Consider the following 16,846-nt stretch of genomic DNA (forward strand, 5'->3'; position numbering starts at 1 on the left):
CGTGGATTCCCGCTTTCGCGGGAATGACAAATTGCGTCCCTTTCGGCCATGGGCCTCGGCCTGACAGTACACAGTACTGTCAGACTGGTGAGGATTTGCCCGGTCGGCTGCACGTTACCCACAGATTTGTCGCACACCCGGCGCCGGCCCGGGTGCTGCCCGCCGTTGACCGGTCCGGCCGGCTGTCGCATAGTGCGCGGCCGGCATGGTGGTCGGTTGCCACGCTCGCTCAGCCGGCGCCCGCGGCCGCGGCCGATCGAGCGCATCGAGTAGGGAGGGCACATGGCTTTGCTGCAGGGCAAAAACGCGGTCGTCTTTGGCGTGGCCAACGATCACAGCATTGCCTGGGCGATCGCGCAGGCATTTGCCCGCGAGGGCGCCACGTTGGCTTTCACTTATGTCGGCGAGGCAATCGAGCGGCGGGTGCGCCCGCTGGCGGCGTCACTGGGGGTGGAGCTGGTGTTGCCTTGTGATGTCAGCCGCGACGAAGACATCCAAGCCACGTTTGCGGCGCTGGGCGAGCGCTGGGGGGGCGTGGACGTGGTGGTTCATGCCGTCGCCTTCGCGCAGCGAGAGGATCTCAAGGGCCGCTTCCTCGACACCTCACGCGAAGGCTTTCGGCTGGCGCTCGATGTCAGCGCCTATTCCCTGGTGGCGATGGCGCGCGCGGCCGAGCCCTGGTTGGCGGCGCGCCGGGGCACCATCGTCACGCTGAGTTACTTCGGGGCCGAGAAAGTAGTCGCCGGCTACAACGTCATGGGGGTGGCCAAAGCCGCACTCGAGGCCAGCGTGCGCTATCTCGCCTGGGATCTCGGCCCCAGCGGCGTGCGGGTGAACGCGATCTCGGCCGGGCCGGTGCGCACGCTGTCGGCCGCCGGCATCGCCGGCTTCAGGACCATGCTGCACCATCACCAGGAGCGCGCCCCGCTGCGGCGCAACGTGTCGGCGGAGGAGGTCGGGCGAGCGGCGCTGTTCTTGTGCAGCGAGTTGGGCGCGGCGGTGACCGGCGAGGTGCTGCACGTCGACGCCGGCTACAACATCGTCGGGATGTGAGGCGGGTGACTTCGCGCACCGTTTTTCACTCGCAGTTTGCAGCCGTTTCGCCTACCCTCACGGCAGGCGCGCCGCTGAGGAGGAATTGCCCGTGCCCGCAGATGCCTTGACCGCCCCGCGACGACGTCGAGCGGCGCCGCGCCATCAGGCCCAGGAGGCGCTGCGCCAGCGCGAAGCGCACTTGCAGTTCTTGGTGGGACGAATTCCCGGCTTCATTTGGACGACGGACACCGCGCTGCGGCTGACCCTGCGCATGGGCCGTGGCCTAGAGGCCATCGATGCGCAACGCCCGGAGGTCTTGGGCCACCACATCAGCCACTGGTTGGGAACGGAGGACCCCCACTCGCCCACGATAGCGGCCCACTTGCGGGCACTCAGCGGGCAGGCCGCCACTTGCGAGCAACAATGGGAGGGACGACTTTATAGCAACCACCTCGAGCCGCTGCGCGCGGCCGATGGCACCATCGCCGGGGTCATCGGCATTGCCTTCGACATCAGCGAACGCCAGCAGGCGGAACAAGCACTGCAAGCGGCCAAAGCCGAGTTGGAGGCGCGCGTGAGCGAGCGCACCGCCGCCCTGGTGCTCGCCAACCAACAGCTCCAGCGCCAGCTGGCAGAACGCGCGCAAGTGGAGGCCGCGCTGCGTGAGAGCGAACTCCGCTTCCAGAACGCTTTCCAACATGCCCCGATCGGCATGGCGCTGGTCAACCTCGACGGCCGCGCCCTGCACTGCAACCAGGCCTTGGCCGAGATGCTGGGCTACACCAGGGATGAGTTGATCGACAAGACGCTCGCGGAGATGGTGCCGGCGGACGATCTGACTGCGGCCCAGGAGGACCGCCGCCGGCTCCTCGCCGGCGAGGTCGACAGTTATCAGGCCGAGCGCCGCTACATACACAAGTCAGGCCGCATCGTGTGGACCTATACCAGCGCATCACTGGTGCGCGACGCCGAGGGCCGGCCGCTGTACACCATCTCGCACTTGCACGACATCACGGCGCGCAAGCAGGCGGAGCAGGCGTTGCGAGACAGCGAAGAGCGCTACGCGCTTTCAGTCGCCGGTGCCAACGACGGTCTGTGGGACTGGAACATCGAGGCCAATGAAGTCTATCTCTCGCCGCGCTGGAAGGCGATCTTGGGCAACGCGGTGCACGAGCTCGGGGCCGACCCGCTGGCTTGGGTAAGCCGCCTGCACCCGGCCGACGCGGCGCCCGTGCGCGCTACCCTCGCAGCCCACCTGCGAGGCGAGTTGCCCCACTTCGAGGTCGAATACCGCATTCGCCACAGCGATGGGACGTACCGCTGGGTGCTCTCACGCGGGCTGGCTGTGCGTCGCGCCGATGGCAGGCCCTATCGCATGGCGGGCTCGCTCACTGACATCACCGAGCGGCGTGAGGTCGAGGAAGAGCTGCGCGAAAGCGAAGAGCGCTTCCGCAAGATCTTCGAGGAAGGCCCGTTGGGCATGGCGCTGGTCGGGCGCGACTACCGCTTGGTCAAGGTCAACGCCACGATGTGCCGCATGCTCGGTTACAGCGAGGAAGAACTGCTGGGGCTGAGCTTCGCCGACATCACCCACCCGCAGGATCTCGAAACCGACCTGCGCTTGGCGCAGCAGGTCTTCGCGGGTGAGATTCCCTCCTATCAGATCGAGAAGCGCTACGTGACCAAACCGGGGGGCCTGATCTGGGTCAGCCTGACCGCTTCGGTCATTACCGGCGAGACCGGACAGCCCCTCTATGGCATCGGCATGGTCGAGGAGATCACCGCCCGTAAGCGCGCCGAGCAGGCCTCGCAGCGCCACCAAGCCGAGTTGGCGCACGCGTTGCGTGTCAGCACACTGGGCGAGATGGCGGCCGGGCTGGCGCACGAACTCAATCAGCCGCTGTCGGCCATCGTCAGCTACGCCCGCGGCTGCGTGCACCGCCTGCGCGCCGGGGCCGCGGAGCCGGCCGATCTGCTGTATGCGGTCGAGCAGATTGCGGAGCAGGCGTTGCGCGGCGGTGAGATCTTGCAACGCCACCGGCACTTCTTGCGCAGCGGTGCCCCCAGCCACGAATGGGTGAACGTGAACGTCGTGGTGGAGAATGTCGGCCGGCTGGCAAGCAGCGAAGCGCGCGCGGAAGGCGTTGCCATTCGGCTGCGGCTGACTCCGCTCCTGCCGCCGGTGCAGGCCGACGGTGTGCAACTCGAACAAGTGGTGCTCAATCTCGTCCGCAACGCCATCGATGCCATGCGCGAAGGCAACCCCGCCGAGCTGTGCATTCATACCACCCTCGGCGCCCGCGAGATCGAGGTGGCAGTGGAGGACCGCGGGCGGGGCGTGCCGCCGGAGCTGGGCGAGCGCATTTTCGATGCCTTCGTCACTACCAAGCCGGACGGTCTGGGTATGGGTTTGTCCATCAGCCGCACCATCGTCGAAGCCCACGGCGGCCGCTTGTGGGCAACCGCGAACCCGGAGCGGGGCACGACCTTCCGGTTTGTGCTGCCGCTGCCTTGAGATGGCCGTGCCCATGTATCTTGAGCCCACCGTGTTCGTCGTTGACGACGATGCCGCCATGCGCGAGTCGCTGCGCTGGCTGCTGCAGTCGGTCGGCCTGCTGGTCGAGACCTACAGCACGGCCGAGGGTTTCTTGGACAGCTGCGACCCCGAGCGGCCGGGCTGTCTGGTGCTCGATGTGCGCATGCCCGGCATGAGCGGCCTTGGCCTGCAAGAAGAACTGGCGCGCCGCTGCATTGCGCTCCCGGCCATCATCATCACCGGATACGCCGAGGTGCCGACAGCGGTACGGGCGCTGAAATCCGGAGCCTTCGATTTCATCGAGAAGCCGTTCAGCGACCAGTTGCTGCTGGAGCGCGTGCGCCAGGCGATCGAGGTCGACCGCGCGGCGCGCCGGGTCCGCGCGGCACGGACCGAAGCCGCCAATCGCCTGGCCCGCCTCAGCGCACGGGAGCGGGAGATCTTGGAGTTTGTTGTCGCCGGCCAGCCCAACAAAGTGATCGCCCTCACGCTGGGAGTGAGTGCCAAGACGGTCGAAGCCCATCGCGCCCGCATCATGCGCCGCCTGCACGTTGACACGCTGGCCGATCTGGTACGCCTGGTTATGCTGGTCCAACCCACCGGTCCCGCCTCGCCCTGAGAGACGCCCCGGCCAATGCGCCGGCTGGGCGAGGCGATTAGCCCGCTTCGAGCCGGGATGCCCGCGCCGCCTCCGGCTGCGAGCCTGAGGTCGGCGGCGCGGGCGGTTGCAATGGCTCAACGCGGCCAGTAGCATGCAGCGCAAGATCACCTGGATGCCATTGGAGGACATGATGCGCAGATCACTCACATTACGGCATGCCGCACTCGCGCTGGTTCTGTGTGCCTTCGCTCTGCTGATCGGCCCGGCGCGCGCGCCGGCGGAGGAGGCTGCACAACACGACGGCTCCACCCACGCCGCGCCTGCCGCCAAGGCCGCCGACTCACCCGCAGCCGCCGGCTGCCCGTACGCCGAGGGCGGCGCCTGTTGCGGCGAGTGCCGCGAAAAGGCCGCGCAAGGTCAGCCTCAGAACCAAGCTGAAATGGACTGCCCGTGCAAGCGCGCCAAGAAAGCCCGCGAAGGCGCCTGAGCCGCGCCGGCTCTGTGCCGATACGCGCCAAGAGCCTGCCGGCACTCGCCACCCTGTTAGTGATGCTGCTGGCCTCGCTGCCGCGCCCGGCGCGCGCCGCCAGCGATCAACTCACGCAACCGCTCATCATCGGTGGCGTGGTGGTGGGCGTGGTCACCGTCATCGCGATCATCGCGATCATCGGCACCAGCGTGCAAGAAGCCAATCAGTTGACGCCGGCGCGGCTGCCGCGCGAGCGCGACCTCGGGTCAGGACGCCGGCTGCAATTAGGCCCGCAGTGCGGAGCCGGCGAGGGGCCGCCGCCCCTGCTGTGCTGGTGAGACCGGCGAGAAAGGATCGAGGAAAGGATGAAGCCGAGAGTAATAGTCGTGATCGCAGCACTGCTGGCCATGTTGGTGGCCGCCACCGCCATGCCGAACCGCGCGCGCGCCGCCGATATGACAACGCCTTTGCTCATCGGCGTTGCCGCCGTCGGTGGAGTGCTCCTGCTTAGCTATGTGGCGGTCAAGATCATATACCGCGACAAGGTGCATTTTCTTGCCGGCGACCCTGCCAGCTTGCCACGACGAGAGACCCAGCCACGCCAGCGCGTGCGTTTTGCGGCGGACTGCCCCACCACCGCCGACGGCCCGGCGTTGGTGTGTTGGTAGCGCCGGCGCGGCGGCTGTTCAAAAGAGCCGCCCCAAGAGCGCCGGCACCGCGTGTTCGACACGCAGGCGGCGCTCACCCAGCGACACGGCGGTAAAGCCGTGCGCGCGCAGCAGATCGATTTCGTAAGGAATGAATCCGCCCTCCGGGCCGACGGCCAGCGTGACCGGCCCCGGCACCGCCCGCGGGCAGACTGCCGCGGCCTCCGGATGAGCCACTAGGGCAAGGCTGCCGCGGATCAACTCGGTCACCTCGTCTTCGACGAAAGGTTTAAACCGCCGCCGCGTCATGATCTCCGGCGCGATCGTATCACCGGCTTGTTCCAGCCCCAGCCGGACTTGCTCCTCTAGCGCGGCCGGCGCGAGCTGCGGGCTATCCCAGAAGCTCTTCTCAACCCGCCAGGTGTTCAGCAGCACAATCCGTTTTACCCCCATGGCGGCGACGGCCGGCAGCACCTTCTTGAGGCTCTTCGGCCGCGGTAGTGCCAAGAGCAGGGTCAGCGGCAGTGCCGCCGGAGCGGGCTGATCGAGGCAGACTTCCATCTCAAGCAGTTGCGGCGACAGGTTGGTGATCAGCCCGCAGCCGCGTTGGGCATTGAGCAAGCCGACGCGTAGCCGGGCGCCGGCTTGCGCCCGGTGCACTGCGAGCACATGTTGCAGCCGCCGGCCGCTGAGTCGCACGCGGTTGGTGCCGGCCACGAAATCGTCTTCCGACAGCAAGATGAGATTCATGCGCGCCCGCGCCTCGTCTACCACGCCGCGCCGGGCGCGCCTATGCGGCTGCGCTTGAGCGCCGGTTGAATCGGCCGGGCGCTTGCGCCATTGACAACACCCGATGGAGATTCACCTCGCCAGTCTGCTCGAGGGCGCCCGCCAGGCTGAGGGCACGGTGGTGATTGTCGATGTACTGCGTGCCTTCACCACCGCCGCCGTCGCGCTGGCGCGCGGCGCGGCCAAGATCATCTTGGTGGCAGAAGTCGAAGACGCCCTCGCCCTGCGCCGGCGCGGGGCGGGCGATCGTTGCATGGGCGAGGTCGGCGGCCAGCGCCCGCCGGGTTTCGATTACGGCAACTCGCCGTTCGAGTTGTCGGCGGCGGATATCAGCGGCTTGACGTTGATACAGTCAACCCGGGCCGGCACAGTTGGTGCCGTGGCGGCCCGGCGAGCCGAACGGATATTCGCCGCGTCGCTGGTAAATGCCGCGGCGACTGCCGCCGTGCTGCATCGCCAGCCGCCGCCACGGGTCACCATTGTTGCCATGGGGATGGAAGGCAAGGTGCGTGCCGACGAGGACGAACTCTGTGCGCTCTATCTGCGCAACCTGCTCGAAGGACGCCAGCCCGACCGCGACGCGCTCCGGCGGCTGATACTGGGCGGCGCCGAAGCGCAGAAATACGGCGATCCCGCGCGCCCGCACTTCCACCCGCAAGATCGCGCGCTGGCACTGCAGATAGACACCATTGCGCTGGCCATGGCCGTCAGCCGCGAAGACGGCTTGCTGGTGGCACGGGCACTGAGGGTCTAACCCCCGGGCAGCCGTTCAAAAGCGCTGGCCGGTCTGCGAGCCGATCCAGACCTCGCCGCCCTCGAAGTGCTCTTTCTTCCAGATCGGCACCACTTCCTTGAGCCGGTCGATGGCGAAGCGGCAGGCCTCGAAGGCGGCGGCTCGGTGCCCGGCGGAAACCGCAATGGCGACGCTAGCCTCGCCGATAGGCACGACCCCGATGCGGTGCACGATGGCGATGGCGTGGATCGGCCAGCGGGCTTTGGCAGTATCGCCGATCTTGCACAACTCGGCCACCGCCATCTCCGGATAAGCTTCGTACTCCAGCTCCGTCACCCGCCGCCCCTCGTTCTCGTTGCGCGTGGTGCCGAGAAACGTCACCACAGCACCCGCGGCCGGATCACTGACCGCGGCGAGCAGCGGCCCCAGAGCGATCGCGTGGGTCACGATCTCAAACATGACAGCCTCCGCTGACGGGCGGAATCAGCGCCACCTCGTCGTGGTCGGCGAGCGGGTGATCGTGGTCAACGTATTCGCGGTTGACGGCGATCGAGAGCGAGCGGCGCACCTCGGCGAGCGGCGGATAATCGCGGCATAGCTGCTCGAGTAGCGCGCCGACGGTGATACCCGCGGGCACGGCGCACACCGCTTCGCTGCGGTGCAGTTTCTCGCGAATCGAGGCGAAGAAGCGCAGGCGGATTTCCATCAGGTCACGCTGTCTCTGCGCCTGCTTGCCGCGGCAGGTTCGCCGGGCGGTGCAGGATCAACAGTGCCGCCGCGGCCAGCGCGAAGGGCGAGAACTCATCGAAATCGTGGGTGACGAAACCGAGCACGAAGCCGCACAGGGCAACCGCTTCGCACAGCGCCCAGATGACAATGGCGTGCGTACGCTGCTGCTCCGGGGTGATGGTACCGGCGGCAAACAAGCGGCGCCGCCACCACAACGACAGGCCCCCGAGCAGTACCGCGAAGGCCGAGAACGCGTAACGCAGCCACGCGGGCGACTCCGCCACCGGCGCCTCGATTTCGTCGATGATCAGGAAGGCCACCGCGGCATAGGTCGCCACCGCCGCCAGCATCGCCGCCCAGATCACACCCAACATCTGCTTCGCTTCGCCGGCGCCAGTCATGCCAGTCAATCGCGCACCAGGCTGACCATATGCCCCAACTCGGGGAGGATCAGCTTGGTCATGGCCAGCTCGACCGCGGCGGTCGAGCCCGGCAGCGAGAAGATAACGTGCCTTCCGGTCACGCCGGCGGTGGCCCGACTCAGCATCGCCGCCGCCCCGATTTGCTCGTAGCTCAGCATCCGGAACAACTCGCCGAAACCGGTGATTTCCTTGTCCAGCAGCCGCCGTATGGCCTCGTAGGTAGTGTCGCGACGGGCGACACCGGTGCCGCCGTTGAGAATCAGCACCTCGGCCTCGGCCGGCGCCGTGCGCACCGCTGCGGCGACCAGCTCGGGCTCATCCGGCACAACGCGGTAGAATGCCACGTAATGCCCCTGCGCCTCCAACAACTCGCGAATCTTGCGGCCGCTGCCGTCGCTCTCCGGCGTGCGCGTGTCGCTGACGGTGATCAGGCCGCAACCGACGCGGCTGGCCCCGTGCGCGCGATGGGCATGGACGCTCATAACGCGCAGCATACCAGCAAGCGCAGCCTTGGGGAACGCGAGCCCGGCTCTGCAATCGGTGCGGATCTGCTTTGCTCGGTCGCAACCCTAAAACGGCAGCGCAGCGGCGCAGGTGGCGCTCCACACCTCGACGCGGTCGCCCAGCGACTTGGCCATTGGCCGCGACGAGTAGGCGGGATTGCAGCTGAGAAATTCCAGCGGCCCGTTACCGTAGAGACCGGCGCCGATGCCCCAGCCGTTGTCGGTGTCGGTGCCGCCGATCAATACCAAGCGCAGCCACTGCGCCAGCGGATTCCACGCATCCGGAACCAGCCGTGCATCGACGCCGAAGTAGGCCACATCCTTGTGCCGCCCGCCCTCGCCCGGCACGGCGATGTTGGTTTGCGCCAGATCAGCCCCCAGCCGAATCTCGCCCAGCCACTCGGCCAGCGGCTCCTTGCCGGCGGCCAACCCCAGCGGGACAAACGGCAGCACGCTCACCCCTTCGCGCATGAACCAGGCGTCGGTAGTACCTTCGTCGTGATAGGGCGACAGCGTGATCGGGTCCAAACCAGCGGTCGTCAGGTCGTCGCGGATTCCATTGGCGAACGCTCCGGCCATCAACCACTCGCGCTCGCCGCCGCGCCAATGCACCCCCGCGGTGAGATCAAGCGTCCGCTTCTCCTTCGACTCGAGCACGGTGAAGCCGCCGCTGGTAGCGCGAATATCGCTGGTGCCCACCGGCAACGAGCCCATCAGCCCGACCGCCCAGCCGCGCACCGGCAGGAGCCCATCGAGATCGACCGCGGCCGCCAGCCGCAATATCCGCGTGCGCATGGTAATCTCAACCCCGGGCAGACTGCGAGCAAAGCCCTTGCCCTCGGCGTACACGCCGGTGAGCTGCAACACCACTGGGGTCGCCGACAGGCTGAGGGACGGACTAGAGATGTCCGTCCCGATGCCGCCGGCGTTGAGCTTGAAGTAACTGCCGCTGACGAATGCGCCGCGGGGCACGTAACGCAGCACCAATATCGGCATCGCCGCCGGATTGGCCCAACCGAAGGGATCGGCGGTGTACGACCCGCGCGCCTCGCAGTCGCCGTAGAGGCAGAGATTCAACCCGGCCAGGTCGCTGCCCAGCTTCTGCCCGCGGACAAGGCGCGGAGCGCCGAGGGCGAGAGCCGTGGCTAAGAAAACGAATAGTATGGGGCAGCGCGGCAGCATGGGTAGACCTCGGTTTCACTTACTGTGGTGGAAGATCGCGTCGGGAAACTGCGGGCCATCTCTCCGGGCCATCGGTTGCGACAGCCTCGCCGGCACCAGCCGCTGGCGTTCTTGCCGCGCTGCTGGACGAGCGCCTAGTAGTAAAAGACACCGCGCGAATCAAGCTTGCCGAGGCGAACTCCACTCAAGAATCTGAGGGCACCAGCGATCGTACCCCTCCCGGTGCAGCGCCTAGTACTAGCTAGGATCAGTTCCCGCTTGGCACCTCACTCCGTTGCGACTTCGCGGTTCGGCAGTGCCATCACGGATGGTAGCTGATCGTATCCGTCAACCGGTGCGCCCGATCCGGTCCTTGAGCGCGGCGAGAACGGCGTGCACGTCGGCTTGGGTCGCCAGTACCGCCCGCAGTGGGTCGGCGCGCTGCCGAAATCGCGTGGGGACGGTCTTGATCGTGAAGCGCGCCGGCGGCAGGCGTGTGCTCAACTCGCGCCACCCTAGCGGGGTCGACACCGGTGCCCCGGGGCGCGGCCGGGCCGAAAACGGCGCCGCAATGGTCTTTCCAAAACCGTTCTGCAGGAAGTCGATGTACACCTTGCCGCCGCGCTCGCTCAGCGGCCGCGCCACTGTGGCCAAGTCGGGAAGCTCAGCGGCGATCAGCCGCGCCAGCACTTCGGCCAACGTCTTGGCCTCGTCGTGGGTCAGCGACCCCGCCAGCGGCAGCAGGAGGTGCAGGCCATCCTGCCCGGAGGTCTTGACGAAGTGCGGCACCTGCAGCGGTTCGAGCACCTGGTGCAGGTGCTTGGCCACGCGCACCACGGCGGCGAACGGCGCGCCCTTGGGATCGAGGTCGACGACGGCCCAATCGGGCCGATCGAGTGCGCTCGAACGAGCACTCCACACATGCAGCGGGATGCAGCCCAAGTTGATCACGTAGCGCAGCGTGTCGAGGTCGTTGCAGATGAAGTAGTCGGTGTCCTCGATGCGACAGGTTCGGACCCAGTCCGGAACGAACTCCGGCGCATTCTTCTGAAAGAAACTCTTGCCCGCGATGCCGTCGGGATAGCGGGTGAGCACGATCGGCCGGTCGTAAAGGTAAGGCGAAATCAGCGGCCAAATGCGCTCGTAGTACCGCAGCAGGTCACCCTTAGTATAGCCGTCTTGCGGCCAGAAGACTTTGTCAAGGTTGCTGAGGTGGAGTGCCGGCGCGGGGGCGACGGCTACGGGCGGCGGCGGTGCCGTCGTTCTTTGCGGCATCTGGTCGCAGTCGCCGGCGTGTTTGTCTGGGCGCAATCGCAGAAACACCGGCTGGCGCAGCATGCCGCTCTCGGTAACCGCGGCGTAGCGGATCTCCGCCACCAGTCTGGGCTCGACCAAGCGAGCGCTGCGGGCCAGCGCGCGCGGCGACCCATCGAACGCCGCCGCCGCGCAGCGGATTCGTTCGAGCTGCGCGCGCAGCGTTGCCAAAGTGCGCGTATCGAAGCCAGTGCCGACGTTGCCGGCGTAGCGCAGGCCTGCTTCGCCGCGCCATGCCAGCATCAAGGCACCGAGTTGTTGGCGTGCACCCTGGCCCGGCAGCCAGCCCACAATGGCTAGATCGGCGCTGCGTAGGACCTTGAGCTTGAGCCAAGCACGCGAGCGGCGCCCACTGCTGTATGGCGAATCGGCGCGCTTGGCGATCACGCCTTCGAGGCCGTGTTCGCGCACCGCCTGGAAGAACGCCTCGCCCTCGCTCTCGAGGTGTTCGGCAAAGCGCAGCGTACCGGCCGGCGGCAGCAGCCGGTGCAGTAGCAGCTTGCGCCGCACCAGCGGCAGTCGGCGCAGGTCATAGCCCGCCACTGCCGGCAGATCGAACACGTACATCAGCACTGGTGTTTCAAGCTGCGCCCGCGCTACGGCCGCGGCCGCGGCCTTGCCCAGCCGCTGTTGCAAGCACTCGAACGAGCTGGCGCCACGCCGGTCGAGTGCGACGATTTCGCCGTCGAGGATGAAATCTGCGCAAGGGAGGTGGCGCACCGCCCCCGCGATCTCCGGAAAACTAGCGGTGATGTCGCGCCGGGTCCGCGAGAACAGGCGCACGCGGCCGTCACCGGTGCGGGCGGCCAGCGCGCGTATGCCGTCGTACTTCAGCTCGAACAGCCAGCCGGTGCCCGAGAAGGCGCGCTCGGCGCTCTCGGCCAGCATCGGTGCCAACGCCGACGGGTCGAGTTGCCGCCGCACCGCCCCCGCCACCCGCGCCTGTTCCGCCAACTCGCCTTCGCGGCTGCCTCCGGCTTGCAGTTCCTGCACCGTCAGGCCGGAAAAAATCGACTGCGGCTGGCTCGCTACCGGCTCCGCGCGTGGCGGTGGCGCGGCCTCCGCCTTCTTGAACAGCAGCCATTGCTGGCCGCTGCCCTTCATTCGCACCAGCGCCCAGCGCCCGCGCAGCTTGTAGCCGTGCAGCTCGAGGTCGAACTTGCCGCGACTCAATGCCTGCTCCGGATCGACTCCGTCGACGCAATGGTAGGTGCCGCGATCCCACACGATGACCGCACCGGCGCCGTAGTTGCCGGCCGGAATGATGCCCTCGAAGTCGGCGTACGCCAGCGGATGGTCCTCGGTCTGCACCGCCAGGCGCTTTTGCTTGGGATCGACTGAGGGACCGCGGGGAACGGCCCAACTCACCAGCACGCCCGCGATCTCCAGCCGCACGTCCCAGTGCAGCCGCCGCGCCGCATGCTGCTGGATTACGAACGAGTGCTCGGAACCGGCGCCGGCAGCCGTGGGCGAGCCCTCGAACGGCTCGGGCGTCGATGCCGGGTCGCGCTTGCGGCGATAGCGGTCAAGCGGGCGGTCAGCCATCGGCCCAATAGTACGGGTGATGGCCGCGCCTGCCAAATGTTCTCGCACTGCTGGCGGATCGGTGTTATGGTCCGCCGTCGTCGGCTGGCGAACAGGAGTCTGGGATGGCGGCACGTGCGATTGCTTCGGGTACGATCAGCTTCGGGCTGGTTTCGGTTCCGGTCAAGCTTTATACCGCGACCCGCTCGCAGAGCCTGTCCTTCAATTTGCTGCACGCGCGCGACAAGTCGCGGCTGCGCCAGCAGTATGTCTGCGCGACTTGCGGTGAGGTGGTCGAGCGCAGCGCAATGGCCAAAGGCTACGAGTACGCCAAGGATCAGTACGTGGTGTTGGCGGAGGACGAGTTGAAGGCCATCGAGGAGCAGAGCGACCAGTCGATCGAGATCGAGGAGTTCGTGCCGATCAGCGCGGTCGATCCGCTGTATTTCGAGAAGGCTTATTTGCTCGGACCCGACAAAGGCGGCCACAAAGCCTACCGGCTGCTCTGCGAAGCCATGGCCAAGGCCGGGCAAGGGGCGGTGGGGAAGTTCTCCACGCGCGGCAAGCAGCAGCTGGTGTTGCTGCGCCAGGCGCAGGGCGGCCTGCTCATGCACGCGCTCTATTACGCCGGCGAGGTGGCGAGCTTTGCCGAGATCGATCGCGGCGAGGGCGCGGCATTGAAACCGGGCGAGATCGAGCTGGCGGTGCAACTGATCGAGCAGCTGGCCTCGCCGTCGTTCGCGCCCGAGAAATACGACGACACCTATCGCAAGAAGGCGCTGGCAATGATCGAGCAGAAGATCCAGGGCCAAGAGGTGGTGGCCGCACCGGCGCAGGCCCCGCGGGCGCAGATCATCGACTTGATGGAGGCACTCAAGGCCAGCCTGGAGGCTAAGCGGCGCGGGCCGGCTGCGGTCGTGCCCGCGGCCGAAGAGCGCAAGCCGCCCCGCGCCAAAGCCCCGGCCGTAGCCGCTCGCAAGAGCGCGACGCGGGCGAAGTAGCGGCGCATGCGGGGGGCGGCGCGGATGCGGACGGGCGGTCATGGCGGAGCGCCGGCGGCGGCGGCCGGTGCGGCGGCGCAGACCTTCGGCACCGCGGATGCCGCCCGCATTCTGCGCCTGCCGCCGGTGCGGGTCCGCGCCATTGTGCGCGCCGGCCTGTGCGCCCCGGCGCGCCGCGGGCGCGCGCTCGAGTTCAGTTTTCAGGACTTGTTGCTGCTGCGCACCGCCCACGGGCTGTTGCAGGCCAAGGTGCCGCCGCGGCGGGTGCGCACTGCCTTGCGCGAGCTCAGCCGGCAGTTGCCGGCCGGGCAACCGTTGTCGGGCGTGCGCATCTACGCCGATGGGCGGCACGTGGTGGTACGCGATGGCCGAACGGCTTGGCAGCCCGACAGCGGGCAAGCCGTCTTCACCTTCGACGTCGATGACCTCGCCCGCAAGACCGGCGTGGTCGTCAAAGTGCCGCGCTCGCGCGCCGGCAAAGTGCCCCCGCCGCCCGAAGCCATCACGGCCAACGGCTGGTTAGATCGCGCTTTGGCGCTCGAAGAAGTCGATACCAAGGCGGCGGCCGTGGCTTATCGCCAGGCGCTGCAACTGGCGCCGGAGATGACCGACGCCTACATCAACCTCGGCCGCCTGCTGCACGAGGCCGGCGACGTCAGCGAAGCGCGCCGCTTGTACGGCGAAGCGCTCAGACGCGCGCCTGACGATCCCGTCGCACACTACGACATGGCGCTGGCGCTCGAAGACCAAGGTGATCCCACCGGGGCCACGCACTACTATCACCGGGCGTTGGAAATCGACCCGGATTTTGCCGACGCCCACTTCAACCTCGGCCGCCTGCTCGACAAGCTCGGCGAGCGCACCCAAGCCCTGCGCCACCTGCTCGCCTACAAGAAACTCACGGGCAGACCCTAGTAACAGCCATTGGCTCTAGTTCCACAGCTCACGTAGCCGCGCGCCGATATCGATTGGGCTCGGGGCGTTGCCGGCCCCGAGATCGGCCGTGTGTGCACGCCCGTGGGTACGGTGCTCGAAGTGCTCTGCGATCGCGGCCGGAATGAAGCGGCTGCGCGGGGCATACACGTGCCGGTCGCCGAAACGCCCCTGCTCGCGTTTGAAGAAGCGCAGCGGGTGAATCAAGTGCAGCTGCTCGCGCGCCCGCGTCATGGCCACGTACAGCAGGCGGCGTTCTTCTTCGATCTGCGCCGCGCTGCCAGTTGCCAGGTCGGACGGGATGCAGCCGTCGGTCACGTTGAGCACATAGACGACGTTCCATTCCTGACCCTTAGCGGAGTGGATGGTCGAAAGGATCAGATAGTCATCGTCCAAGTATGGCGCCCCAGGCTCGTCGCTGCTGGCACTCGGCGGGTCGAGCGTGAGTTCGGTAAGGAAGCGCTCGCGTGAGGGGTAGGCGGCGGCGACGTGCTCGAGCTCTTCGAGGTCGCGCGCACGCAGGTGAGCGGCGTCGTAGAGCCGCTCCAGATGCGGCTGATACCACTGCCGCACTCGCGCGATCTGCGCCACCCAGCCGGCCGGCGGACCGGCCAGATCACGCAACAGCGAGCACAACGGCTGCCAATCCGCCGGCGCCACCGGCGCCCTAAACGTCGTCAGCGCGGCGAGGTCGAAGTGGTGGCTTTGAAGATGTTCGAGGGCCCGGCGCGCGTGGCGCGGGCCCATGCCCGGCACTAGCTGCAACACGCGAAAGGCAGCCAGCCCATCGCGGGGGTTCTCGGCCCAGCGCAGTACGCACACGAGATCCTTCACGTGTGCGGCTTCGAGGAATTTCAGGCCGCCGAACTTGACGAACGGGATATTGCGCCGTGCCAGCTCCAACTCGAGTTGATCGCTGTGATGGGCGGCGCGAAACAGCACCGCCTGCCGCTTCAGCTCAATGCCGGCCTCGCGATTGGCCAGCACCTGCTCGGCGACGTACTCGACTTGGCAACTCTCGTCCTCCGCCGTCACCAACTGCGGTCGCGAGCCGCCGCGCCGACTGGAGAACAGCTGCTTCGGTACGCCCACTTGCGCCAAGCGCATGACGGCGTTGCAGGCGCCCAGGATGGCCGCGCTCGAGCGGTAGTTCTGTTCCAGAGTCACCACCTGTGCCGGAGGCTGAAACTGCCGGGGGAACTCCAGAATATTGCGCACGCTGGCGGCACGAAACGAGTAGATCGCCTGGGCGTCATCGCCCACGACCGTCAGCCCGCGGCCGTCGGGTTTGAGCGCGAGCAAGATCGCTGCCTGCAGCGCGTTGGTGTCCTGGTACTCGTCCACCAGCACGTGATCGAAGCGCGCGCGCACCGCGGCGGCGAGCGCGGGCTCGGCCATCATCTGGTGCCAGTAGAGCAGCAGATCGTCGTAGTCCAAGACATTGCGCTCCTGCTTGCCCTGCACGTAGGCGCGAAAGAGGGCGCGCAACTCCTCGGCCCAGGCCTCACACCAGGGAAAGGACTCGGCCAGGACCTCGGCGAGCGGCCGCTGGGCGTTGAGGGTGTGCGAATAGATCGCCAGACAGGTGTCCTTCTTGGGAAAGCGGCTGGCGCTGCGGGAGAAGCCGAGTTCGTCACGCAGCAGGTTCATGAGGTCAGCCGCATCCGAGCGGTCGAGCACGGTGAACGACGGCGTCAGGCCGATGACTTGCGCGTGCAGGCGGAGCAAACGGTTGGCCAGGCTGTGAAACGTGCCGGCCCAACACAAGCGCCCCGCGGCATCGCCGGCGGTGCCGGCGCAGGCATGAGCTACGATTCGGCGGGCGCGGCGGGTCATCTCGTGCGCCGCCCGGCGCGTGAAGGTGAGCAGCAATATCCGTTCGGGATCGGCACCATTTATGATCAGATGCGCAACGCGGTGGGCCAGGGTCTTGGTCTTGCCCGAGCCGGCGCCGGCAATGATGAGCAGCGGCGGGGCGGGCTGCGCGCCGCCAGCCATGCCGCCGTGCACCACCGCCTGCTGCTGCGCCGGATTGAGCTCGTCCAGATACGCTGCCGCCGCCATCACCACCGCCTCCGCGCCCGGTACGGGCGCAACTCGACACTGCCTCAGAAGCGAAACTAAAGCAAACACGCTGGTGACGCCGGGCGGCGGGTGTGCGACAAATCTGTGGGTAACGTGCAGCCGACCGGGCAAATCCTCACCCGTCTGACAGTACTGTGTACTGTCAGGCCGAGGCCCATGGCCGAAAGGGACGCAATTTGTCATCTTCCAGGCGCGGCGCCACTTCTTCAGCTGCTTCTCCCGCACGATTGCCCTCTCTGCGCAGCCGTGCGCTTCGTAGTAGACCAGCTTGGCAACGCCGTACTTGGCCCGAAAAACCCTCCACTACCTTGCTCTGATGCTGCCACACCCGCGTTGCCAGCTGTGAGGTCACCCCAATGTACAG

General features: G+C 67.4%; 17 protein-coding genes. 9 read left to right on the plus strand and 8 right to left on the minus strand.

What is annotated here, in order from left to right:
- Positions 1–282: 282 nt before the first annotated feature.
- From HY699_03020 to HY699_03045, 6 genes are all read left to right on the plus strand, one after another.
- Positions 283–1,053, plus strand: a complete 771-nt coding sequence (locus HY699_03020; protein ID MBI4514771.1) for an enoyl-ACP reductase — start codon at positions 283–285, stop codon at positions 1,051–1,053.
- 91 nt (positions 1,054–1,144) lie between these two features.
- Positions 1,145–3,550, plus strand: a complete 2,406-nt coding sequence (locus tag HY699_03025) for a PAS domain S-box protein (protein MBI4514772.1) — start codon at positions 1,145–1,147, stop codon at positions 3,548–3,550.
- Between the two features lie 13 nt (positions 3,551–3,563).
- Positions 3,564–4,190, plus strand: coding sequence for a response regulator transcription factor (locus HY699_03030; protein MBI4514773.1), 627 nt, complete (start codon positions 3,564–3,566; stop codon positions 4,188–4,190).
- A 133-nt stretch (positions 4,191–4,323) separates the two neighbouring features.
- The gene (locus HY699_03035) at positions 4,324–4,659 is read left to right on the plus strand and encodes a hypothetical protein (protein MBI4514774.1); all 336 of its coding nucleotides are present in this window, start codon (positions 4,324–4,326) and stop codon (positions 4,657–4,659) included.
- 14 nt (positions 4,660–4,673) lie between these two features.
- The gene (locus HY699_03040) at positions 4,674–4,979 is read left to right on the plus strand and encodes a hypothetical protein (GenBank protein MBI4514775.1); all 306 of its coding nucleotides are present in this window, start codon (positions 4,674–4,676) and stop codon (positions 4,977–4,979) included.
- 27 nt (positions 4,980–5,006) lie between these two features.
- Positions 5,007–5,309, plus strand: coding sequence for a hypothetical protein (locus HY699_03045; GenBank protein MBI4514776.1), 303 nt, complete (start codon positions 5,007–5,009; stop codon positions 5,307–5,309).
- Between the two features lie 18 nt (positions 5,310–5,327).
- On the opposite strand, the gene HY699_03050 is transcribed toward HY699_03045, so the two are convergent.
- Complete coding sequence (locus tag HY699_03050; protein ID MBI4514777.1) at positions 5,328–6,038, minus strand: 16S rRNA (uracil(1498)-N(3))-methyltransferase; 711 nt, start codon at positions 6,036–6,038, stop codon at positions 5,328–5,330.
- A gap of 103 nt (positions 6,039–6,141) precedes the next feature.
- On the opposite strand from HY699_03050, the gene HY699_03055 reads away from it, so the two are divergent.
- Positions 6,142–6,831, plus strand: coding sequence for a 2-phosphosulfolactate phosphatase (locus HY699_03055; protein ID MBI4514778.1), 690 nt, complete (start codon positions 6,142–6,144; stop codon positions 6,829–6,831).
- Between the two features lie 15 nt (positions 6,832–6,846).
- On the opposite strand, the gene HY699_03060 is transcribed toward HY699_03055, so the two are convergent.
- The 6 genes from HY699_03060 to ligD form a co-directional block, all read right to left on the minus strand.
- Positions 6,847–7,269, minus strand: coding sequence for a molybdenum cofactor biosynthesis protein MoaE (locus tag HY699_03060; GenBank protein MBI4514779.1), 423 nt, complete (start codon positions 7,267–7,269; stop codon positions 6,847–6,849).
- A complete protein-coding gene (gene moaD, locus HY699_03065) occupies positions 7,262–7,516 on the minus strand; it encodes a molybdopterin converting factor subunit 1 (GenBank protein ID MBI4514780.1) in 255 nt (84 codons plus the stop codon). The genes HY699_03060 and moaD overlap by 8 nt, the downstream gene beginning before the upstream one ends.
- Positions 7,517–7,520: 4 nt before the next feature.
- The gene (locus HY699_03070) at positions 7,521–7,940 is read right to left on the minus strand and encodes a hypothetical protein (protein ID MBI4514781.1); all 420 of its coding nucleotides are present in this window, start codon (positions 7,938–7,940) and stop codon (positions 7,521–7,523) included.
- Positions 7,941–7,945: 5 nt separating this feature from the next.
- Positions 7,946–8,443: a molybdenum cofactor biosynthesis protein MoaB gene (locus HY699_03075; GenBank protein MBI4514782.1), complete on the minus strand. Its 498-nt coding sequence runs from the start codon at positions 8,441–8,443 to the stop codon at positions 7,946–7,948.
- Positions 8,444–8,530: 87 nt separating this feature from the next.
- Positions 8,531–9,646, minus strand: a complete 1,116-nt coding sequence (locus HY699_03080; GenBank protein MBI4514783.1) for a hypothetical protein — start codon at positions 9,644–9,646, stop codon at positions 8,531–8,533.
- 327 nt (positions 9,647–9,973) lie between these two features.
- Positions 9,974–12,484, minus strand: a complete 2,511-nt coding sequence (gene ligD, locus HY699_03085; GenBank protein ID MBI4514784.1) for a DNA ligase D — start codon at positions 12,482–12,484, stop codon at positions 9,974–9,976.
- Between the two features lie 104 nt (positions 12,485–12,588).
- On the opposite strand from ligD, the gene HY699_03090 reads away from it, so the two are divergent.
- Positions 12,589–13,464 (plus strand): Ku protein, encoded by an 876-nt coding sequence (locus HY699_03090; protein MBI4514785.1) that lies wholly within the window; start codon positions 12,589–12,591, stop codon positions 13,462–13,464.
- 6 nt (positions 13,465–13,470) lie between these two features.
- On the plus strand, positions 13,471–14,379 hold the full coding sequence (locus tag HY699_03095) for a tetratricopeptide repeat protein (GenBank protein ID MBI4514786.1): 909 nt from the start codon (positions 13,471–13,473) through the stop codon (positions 14,377–14,379).
- Positions 14,380–14,394: 15 nt separating this feature from the next.
- Here HY699_03095 and HY699_03100 read toward each other — a convergent pair whose 3' ends face one another.
- A complete protein-coding gene (locus HY699_03100; protein MBI4514787.1) occupies positions 14,395–16,461 on the minus strand; it encodes an ATP-dependent helicase in 2,067 nt (688 codons plus the stop codon).
- Between the last annotated feature and the right edge of the window lie 385 nt (positions 16,462–16,846).

The sequence above is a fragment of the Deltaproteobacteria bacterium genome (genome assembly GCA_016210005.1).
Taxonomy (GTDB): domain Bacteria; phylum Desulfobacterota; class Binatia; order HRBIN30; family JACQVA1; genus JACQVA1.